Origin of the sequence: Microvirga pakistanensis (genome assembly GCF_004458765.1) — a bacterium.
In the GTDB taxonomy this organism is placed as follows: Bacteria; Pseudomonadota; Alphaproteobacteria; order Rhizobiales; family Beijerinckiaceae; genus Microvirga; species Microvirga pakistanensis.
Window position 1 is genome coordinate 114,438 of record NZ_SPJX01000710.1, and the last position, 9,357, is coordinate 123,794.

Below are 9,357 nucleotides of genomic sequence, written 5' to 3' on the forward strand. Positions count from 1 at the left end.
CGCCTAGCGCATTCGCTTTTCTGACTCACACGATGTCTCTTATGTCCCTTTGGCTGCTCCCGGACATCACTGTATCGAACCGAACACTGACCTCACCTGGGCTGACAAAGGAGCGGACGCGGCCGTTTCGAACAATTCGCCGTGTCGATCTGTCGGCACTCGGGGCATCCGACCATCCCAATTCACGAGGATCACACGAGTGATCGTTTCCGCTGGGATAGGGCCCGCCTCGAGCAGCCGGCAGGCAAAGCACAATTCAGGAGCGCGCCTCAGGGCTTTGGAATAGCTGTCCGGAACACCTTCGCCTCCTTGTCACGATCCATGAAGTTATCAACGCCTGACGAGAGATCGAACCGAAACACAACACGGCCCGCTCCCGACGTAAGCTCGGCGATCACTTGGCGGTCATGGAAGTGGGATCCGCGAGTAGGACGACAGTCGAACCGAGGGTTGAGCCCCACAAGATCAACGGCCGCAAGCGCCCGTCGGAAGGCTGCTTTTTGATCCTCGACCCGCTCAGGGAGCTGCCCTGCGGATCCTTTGAAGCCGCCCTCGCGCCAGCGAAGCAGAACAGGACCAAGGCCGTCCTCAGTCAGATCACTGAGTTCAGACAGGAACTGAGCCGCATGAGCCCTGTTCCTATCGCCATTGAGCAGGAACGGATCAATGACCGTGATTGCAGGACGCTTGGAGCCTTTGAGGACGCCGAATGCCTGCTCGAGCGGCCGTGGCACGCCGGGCGGATAGTCAAAGAGATATGTCTCCGCAAGAACTTGGCCCAAGAAGTTCGGAACGTTTGGCTGCGCGTTCAACGTTGCTGCCAACTTTGCGGCCTCATCGCCTGGCATCGCTGAGCAGAGATAACACTGACCAGCCAGTAAACCGTCAAGGAGTGGGGCTGGGGTGACATCACTGAAGACCGCGAACCGCCCCTCGGCGACCGTTGCAGCTAGGCGAGGGATCGGGTCATTTCGGAAGAATCCTCCATCCACCTTGTGAAACACCACCTGCCCCTTCTTTTCGAGCCGCGCTAGCTCCTCAAGGGCTGCCACCTGTGCTGAAGGCGCACTCGCCACAAACGATGCCGGTCGCTCGCGCGTGAAGATGCGCACGCTCCGATTTGGGGATGCCTCGACAAAGTCACGCAGGAACCGAACACTCTCGTCAGCGCGGTCACGGTCGCCGGATCCCGCAATGGCCGAGACAGCAAGATCGAGCGTTGTGGCCGTGGCAAGCTTATCTTTTAAGGACGCGTTAGAAACATTTGTCCATGGGGTTGCGTTGGGTGATGCAAAGCGGACCGATGGCATACGGTCTGAAACGAGTGCCGTCAGCCAGGGCAGAACCAGCTTGCGATCGAAATCGTCCCAATGATGCTGATTGCCATAGTCATTCAGACACTTGGAACACGACGATGCACATTGCGCGGAGCAGTTCAGGATCGAAAGGGCTGCTTTTAGGAGTGTCGATGTACTATAGCGGCCCGGCTCGGCCAGGCGCCTTACATATCCGGCACCACCTGCAACAGTATCGTATAGAACCACGACTGGCTGGTTCCCATCAACTTGGACCGTTGCGGCAATGCCCCTCCCATTTGTTTCAAGGACTCTGGTTGCCGCGAGTCGAACTGCTTCTGCTAATGTACGGGCGAACTGGTACGGTTTACGCTCGTCTGCATCGTTCTCGAACGACGGCATCGGAGCCCGGAAGGCGATTGTGCGAACATCGGTTGCGAAAACATGCCCGAGATCGTCGGGGTCATTCAGCTGAGGGACAGGGCAGGTTTCCCCAGTACGTGGATCCTTATGGGTGCTGAGGATTGGTTTGCCGAGTTGGAAATTCTTTTGAGCTGGTTCGGCATGCTCGCATTTGCGGCAGCGGGCATATCCGCCACCCTTGGGTCCACGATTGACCACAAAGAGCCGACCCTGTGGAACATTCTCGTGCTCCTCCGGAAAAGCTGGTGCGAAGAAGGTCAACACCTGTCGGACATCGGTTGTCTCGTAAAGGTGGGCAGGCGCCCGAGTGACGAGACGAGCTTCTTCAACAGGCTTTTGGCGCACCCGCGATGAGCCGGGATCGCGCCCTTCACGTTCCGCATAAGAGGTAAGAAAGCCTTTTGGCTCAATGAACGTCCTTACAGGTCCAACAGACCCGCCACACTGCTGACATTTCTTTGAAACCTCGTCCCGAACGTCGGCGATCTGGACGTGTCGGCAGGTCGGACAGGCCGCATAGTGTCGACGAGGCATGAAGTCTTTGGGGTAGCGCACAATGCCGGCGCTAACCCAGATCCGACCATCGGCCACCACTTCAGAGCCTGGAGCGTACTCTGAGATCGCCATGGACGCGTCTCGGTCTAGCTGAATCCCAGCGTCATTTCGACCAATGTGCGATACGGTATCATAGTCCTCTGTGATCTCCAGCCGGCAGCTGTGGACTGGAAAGCTGTAGGTTGGAATGAGCGCCGAGCGGGAGAGTGCGTTGACCAGGAACTGGGCTAGAAGCTTGTCCTGCTGTGCCTCCATGGCAGCCGCAGCCTTGTCCTTTTTCTGGTCGCGGAATGCTTGCCGCCTTTCTTGCAAGGTACGCCACTGCTCGGCGATTCCCTCGGCAAACCACCGGATACGCCGACGTGAGTATCCCTGGAGCATTGCCCCCGAAAACCCGATGCTTCGAAGCTCGTCTGGAAGATGGCGAGCAAGTGCTTCCGCTTCTTCAAACGCGGCTAATCCAGCGGCGCTTTCAGCCCAGGCATCATAAGCATCCCTGAATGCATCAAGCCGAGCCTCATCCAGGCAATCCCCAAACAGGTCTGACAGTCTTGGTGCCCCTTCAGCCTTGCTGGTTTCAAGGTGCTTACGCAAGAAGCAAGAAAGGACCAGCGAGAGCTGATGCCGACGGAAGAAATCAGCATTATCCAGAGCCAAAAAGGGAACGGGAGCCTTTTCCGCTAGGTAGAGCGAGAAGTCCCGGTACTTGGCCTGATCGAAGTTTCCATTGCGCGCCATGGTGAGTGCAATTGGAGCAGCCTGAGCCCGGCGTCCTGCGCGGCCGGCTCGCTGCTGGTAATTCGCAATTCCGGGCGGCACGTTGCGGCAGAGCACGGCCTCAAGATCACCAAGATCGACGCCCATCTCCATGGTCGTCGTGCAACTCAAGAGATTGACCTTCCCTTCCCGAAATAGCTCCTCGATCCGCTCACGGCGCTCCGTGCCGATAGACGCCGTGTGCTCGCGGGCAATGCCGCTCATTGGATCATCGCAGCGGTATCGCTGGACATAATGGTTCGTGCGCTCAAACAGATCCCGCTGGGGTCGATCGAGGGCCTGTAAGGTGCCACCACATTTCCAGGACGGGCATTGACCACGGATATTGCGCTGCGCCCGGGAGCCACACGCCTGACACTGCATTAACGGTGCAGCACCGCCGCTGCACAAAAGAACTTTTCGCAGGTCAAGGACGTGACCGGGAGGACGTGGAACCAGCAGTTCCGCCTTGCGAGCTGCGTTGAAGAATGCGGCCACGACCGCACGCGCTTTGCCATCATCGCGCAGAAGTTCATTCAAGAACGATGTGAAGCGATTGCTTCGCTTCGGCTTAGGGATAATGCTGCGGACCGAAGCTCCGTGTTTGGCATCCCGTTCTGCAACAAAGCACCTGTTCTTCTGAGCGTGACGCTCTCCCCAGATGGAGGGGTCGGTCAGATCTAGCTCCCCACTGAGATCTCCGATAGCCCGAGTGCGACGGACCCAATCGAGGAACAGAGAGGCAATGGCTTTGGCGTCGGATCCAAGCTCCGGCGCAGCCAAACGCATTTGCTCCGCCACCTTTTCGAGCGATTTGTCCTCATACGCAACCTGAACCAGGCCGAGCGCTTCCAGAGAAAGGCGCGCGTAAGCGGGAGAGCAGAACTCGGCAGCAACCCAGTTTAGGAGCGCTCGCCGCGTTAGACTGTTTGAAACCTCGTGCCCTTCCTTGTCGTAAATTGCAAACGCGCGCTCACCACCATTTCTTAGAACGCGTGTGACGCTATCGGCGAGTTCGTCGAGCTTGAGGGTCTCCCCTCGCTGGTTTGATAGTACCTTAGCGATCGCAGCTCGTATGGCCTGATCACGGCTTGTGCGCTCGAAGAATGGGGCGAAGAACGCAGCGTCTTGCCGGTTGTCGGAGAAAACGAGCACCTTGCGCCCATCCATCGGACGCGGTTCGCCATCCAGTTGGCCTGGCAAAGCTTCAAGCAACTGCTGGGCCGCGACGGCGGCGAGTGCATCATCACCTGGGTGGAGCGGAGTGACAGGCTCGCGGTAAACGCCGGAAGTTGCGTGACAACAACTACAGCGAGCGACGTAGCTGCGCCTTTCCTCGTCATCTTCTTTCATCTCGGCGCAGGCAAGCGTGATACTGCCCGGGACCGCAGCCGAGGTAAACGCCCCAGTCTTTGCGTCGATGGTGACCGTCTCTTGTGCGCTGTCGCCGATTTCATCCGGACCATCAGCATCTTCGTCTGAGTCGAGGGCTAACCCGTCGGCCACGAGGCGCAACACTCTTCGCCGGCCACCGACCTGCGGTTTGGGACTTATGCCGCCAGCCCACTCCCAGCCCTCGATATAGGCCTCACCACAATTGCGGCATGCAAGAAGGGGGAAATAAGCAGTGCCATCGCCTGGGTCGTAGGATCGCTTAGCTCGGAAATCTGCCCAGCCTTCAGGAGATGATGGATCGAGGCGCACCACACCGCCTTCGATGCCGCTCGCGGCGAGATGGTAGCGCGCAGGCAGAATGGGAAATTCCCCGTCGCGACGCGCGAGGACACAAAGTGACACGATAGCCCGTAAGGCCTCGAGGCGCTGGCTCACTGACGCTTGAGGGAAAAGGCTATCCGCAGCATGCGTGACCGGGGCTAGACCCTCAGCGAGGATTGCAGCAAGCCTGCGGACCTCAGAAAAGCCGGGGAGCACATCGAGCAAACCCTCGCCCAACGTGGCGGCATTTATATCAACCTGTAAGTGTTCAAGGCTGGCCTCGGTGCAGAGTGCATTCCAAGTCCAGATCGAAAGATCGTTGTCGGCCATGATCTGTGCTGCGACCTGCCCGGCTCGCGCCCAACCGTCTGCATCAAGTGTTTTGTCAGCCGCGCCGGCCCGCAGAGCCGCATGCAGCTCCCGGCTGCCTGTAATAACGGCTTTCTCCGGCTCTTCAGGGAACGGTGCCCCAAACAGCTCAGAGGCGAACTTGATAAGTTCCGTCTTTCGAGACTCATCAAGGCTCGCGCTCGTTCCAATGGCTTGAATGGCATTCGGCTCTAGTCCCAACCGGGTCTTGAGCTTGCGGATCAAGAAGGCAACCTCAACGGCCTGGGCACCGGTATAAGTATGAATTTCGTCGAGCACGAGAAAGCGGGGCTGTGCTCCAGCGAAGAGGGGGGCATTCCTTGGCAGGAGAAGTAGATGCTCCAGCATGGCGTAGTTTGTAACCAGGATATGCGGTGGCCGGGCCAGCATCTCACCACGCGAAAGCAGCCAGCTTCGGGGCACCGAGTCATCCAGGTTAAGGGCGCGTACGATCGCCTTGTTATGGAGAATCCGGGCTTCCTCCTCCTCTCGGGTGGCGGCGGATCCGACCTGGCCGGTAAACCGGCCGAATGTAATCCCCGGGTCGCCAAGCTCCCGCAGGATGAGGCGCGCGATGCGGAAGTAGAGCTGATCGTTCGCAAGCGCGTTGAGGGGATAAATCAGAATGGCGCGAACGCCTGGCCGAGACAGATCATCTTTGAGAAGTGAGTCAACGATCGGGTAGAGGAAGCTCTCTGTTTTTCCCGAGCCCGTTCCCGTTGCTACGAGGTAATTTTGTTGTGTTGCTGCGGTTCGGATGGCTCTCGCCTGGTGCGAATGGAGGAGACGGTCGAGCAGGTGCCCATGTCCTGTCTCTTCCATCGCGAGCCACCGCCTATCCAGCACACCAGCGGAAACAAGCTGCCGCAGACTCTCCCCTTTTTTGAAATCTGGGAGGATCTCGAGATAAGGCCCCTTCACGAGGTCGGTCCCAACCGAGGAAAACTCCTCCCGAATGGCTGCCGAAAGACGAGGCAGTCGTTGTTGGGACACGGGCACGGCCGTTGCCATGTAGCGCGCCATCGTCTCACGAAGGGTTTCACGGAAGGCGAGAGGATTAAGGTCGTTCATTTTGCTTCGCTGAGAGTCACGAGATGCCACAGGGTGGTATAGAAGGCGAGCAGTTCCGGTGCGAGCCGGATCAAGAAGGCGGCGTTACGGTATGTGTGGGTGCCAGCCTCTTGGTTTCGCGTCATGATTGTTTCGAGAAACGACGTGCTTTCACCGCGGCGACAAGCACGCGCGAAAGCAGAAATCGCTCCAGGCATCGCGCTAATCAGCTCCATTTCGTCGCTTAGTGCGGCTGGTGCTGCGAGAGCTTTGGCACCATTGACACGCAGAGCCTCGCGAGCAAATCGCATAACGCCTGGTAGTCTTTGTTGGTTGGTGCTGCTGCCTGCTGGCGCGACCTGCCTCAAGCGAGAAAGAGCCGCCTCGCAGCACCAGGAATGGTGGGCCAGGGTCAGCCAGGGGCGTGCCGGCGACCAAAACTGACCTCTCCGGTCACCTTCCAAAGCGGCGATGGCGGCTGCATAGCTTTCAAATGAAAAATTGCGTAGAGGCAGCGAAGGGTTTGCAGCTGCTGCTTTGAAATTAGCAAAGGCTGTAAAGAAGAGCGGAGTGATATTGAACCTCTCAAGCGCTTGTACAGCACTTGTGCAAGTTGAAAGCTTTGATGCTTGCGCGAGCGTCTCAAGGCCCTCGCCTGACGCATGCTCAAATACTGCGAAGTCCTGGAGTGGGGCGTCAAAAAGGTCGGGGGTCAACTCGAGCGGATGTTGAATAGGGACCCAGGACGATGAGGCTGACGCCGGGGGTGCGTGCCCGGCTGCCTGGAGGAGGACTGAACGCCCGGGGCTAGATTGTGCGAGCCCTTCACCCACTGTTCTCCAAGCCGGCACCAGCACCGCTTCAATGCTTCGCCATGTTGGAGTCGCATAGCACTGAGACAACGCCTTATCGAGGCGTAGGAAGATCTGGGAAGCCGTATCTCGTCTCAGACTGCCAGCCTGACATCCGTCAAACGCGAAAGCATAGATATCGTGCCGATCGTTGATTACTGGCCGCCACTCCTCCTCGCCTTCAAGGCGAACCGATAGATCGGCAGTCCAGACTCCTTCGGCGAAGACGCGACGATCAATCCGTAGCCTTAAGTCCGTTCGGTCAGCGCGGGTTTGGGTGACCGTGATACTGTCACGATCAGGATACTGGACAGGGCGGCGGCCGACGGCCGCCTCGATCACGAGCTGGTCACCATTGATGGTATGGACGAGATCAAGCCGCGCTGCATCCACGGGAACGTGAAATTTGCTTGCGATCTCAACAAGCTCGGCTCGCGGCGTCCAAGTGAACTCTGCTGGGTTCGTCGATGGGACAAGTTTGAGAAGAGTAAAGGCTTGGTGGCTATCGCCGTCGGGCCAGTATCGAACCTCATTATGGCCATCCCCAATGAGGAGGGCCGCAAGAGGGATACGACGAGTGCCACTTTGCGCGAAGGGCTCTGCTTCTTGCCGCCCACAGATGTCAAGCGCCGACCGTCGATTTGAGGAGCGAATGACAAGGCTGCCGTCGAGGCCCTCTGATAAGACGAGTGGTTCGCCAATTTGGAGAGAACGCTCTGGACCGTTGATAGGTGCGACCGAGACAACCACACCACGACGGGGAAATGGTAAGGTGATGGTCTCAGTCTTGGATTGGAAGGCAACAACTGCGACCAGGTAGTCATCACCCGCTTTGAGTTCGAGCTGACCACTCGGCCCGATCTCAACGTGACCGCTGGCGTCAAGATCGAGATTTGGTGGGATTGTGGGTGCGTTGAATGCGACCCCCTCAATAAGCCCTATAAGACCAGGCCAGTACCAGATCCTCGTGCGCGCGAGCACGCGCTCTTTCAGTAAAAGCGAAATGCGTAGAGCCCCAAACTCCCCTCGATCTGGCAGAGTAGGGAGCTTGGCAACTGCAACTCCCTGGTCTGACTTGGTGACCGGCACGTCGAGTGCCGAGGAGAGAACAGGATGCTCGACTCTCAAACTTAGAGTTTCGCTTAACGTGTCAGGATCTGCTAGGATTCGCACCTCGGAAGGGCAAGCGGTGAGCGGCACCCCGAGGGCAGTGGAGAGTATTTCACCTTCGACGAGAAGACGCGGACGCTGCACGAGCCCGATACGGATGGTGCGTTCCCCAATGCGTAGGGTTACTGCCTGTTCGACAGAGACATAGAGAGCGTAACCTCCCCCGATATCGACACTTTCGGCCTCGCCTACGTTAAACGGGTTGGTGGCTACGACAAAGGTCCCCGTCGCATCGACGGCGATCGCGGTGGTTTTAGAAGCAATTCGTTGTAAGAGGGCACCCGACTCGCCATCAAAAACCAGCACATCATCTGGGCCGAGAATGGTGATCGAATTCTCTTTGGTCGCGTCGCTTTCCTCTGCAAGACGCCAGGGCAACACCTCCGGCCACGGAGCAGAAAGTGCAAGGATTGAACCGGCTGATAGGAAGCGATCGCGGCCATTCATCCGCAGTACAATGGCTCGTCCTCGAACTGGGTTCTCTACCGCAAGTTCACCATCTCGCAGGACTAAGGCCGGCGGAAGCCGGGGCACCTCGCCGAGCAGCTTTGTGCTCTTCTCGCGAGCAGCAGTGATCTCGGCAGCGAAGCGTTCCTCAAAGAGGTTGCGAGGTTTCTCGCCTCCGCTCATCCGGGAAAACACTGTTGCATGATACCCGACAGTGTCGGACGCAATCACCTTTCGCAAGCGCACCAGGCCAGGGTGAGCAAGTTCAGCCGCCTCGCAGGACCAGTGGTGGAGGTACGTCGTGTCCTCGAGCGGCGGTGGCCCAAGGCGAACTGATGCCTTTACGAAGGCCTCCGCAAGGCTCTTGAGCTGGGCATGAGCGACACCGGCTTGGGCTACGTAGTCTCCGACCCAGTCGGTGCTTTCCCCGAAGACAGGCGGAAGAGCAAGACCGTTACGGGCACATGCGTTTCGGAAGGCCTTGTTTAGCTTCCCCCTCAAGTTGCCCGGTATGTCTTGGCAGTCCAATGCTCTTGCGATTGGGCCGTAGACGTTAGCTGTCCCGTCCTCCGCGTAGCCTTCCGCAACCGCCTTGGCGATCGTCCAGGAGCAGAGAAGCGTGTACTTCTCGTATAGGCGCAGGAACCGCGCTACATCCTTGTTAACTAGGGTGCGCACTCCTTCTCCAGCGCGCCTTTCCAGGTCAGGTTTCAGGTTGTGGTGCC

Annotated in this window: 2 protein-coding genes; both read right to left on the bottom strand. The window is 58.4% G+C overall.

The genetic code is table 11. The features are described 5' to 3' along the window. Positions 1–269: 269 nt before the first annotated feature. Complete coding sequence (locus tag E4K09_RS27250; protein WP_134500745.1) at positions 270–6,185, bottom strand: DEAD/DEAH box helicase; 5,916 nt, start codon at positions 6,183–6,185, stop codon at positions 270–272. Continuing rightward, on the bottom strand, positions 6,182–8,815 hold the full coding sequence (locus E4K09_RS27255; protein ID WP_134500746.1) for a hypothetical protein: 2,634 nt from the start codon (positions 8,813–8,815) through the stop codon (positions 6,182–6,184). Before E4K09_RS27255 ends, E4K09_RS27250 begins: the two co-directional genes overlap by 4 nt. Positions 8,816–9,357 lie beyond the last annotated feature (542 nt).

Bases quoted from the DNA above. Each gene is read 5' to 3' on its own strand.
- E4K09_RS27250 (WP_134500745.1), bottom strand. From the start codon at position 6,185: ATGAACGACCTTAATCCTCTCGCCTTCCGTGAAACCCTTCGTGAGACG.
- E4K09_RS27255 (WP_134500746.1), bottom strand. From the start codon at position 8,815: ATGAGCGGAGGCGAGAAACCTCGCAACCTCTTTGAGGAACGCTTCGCT.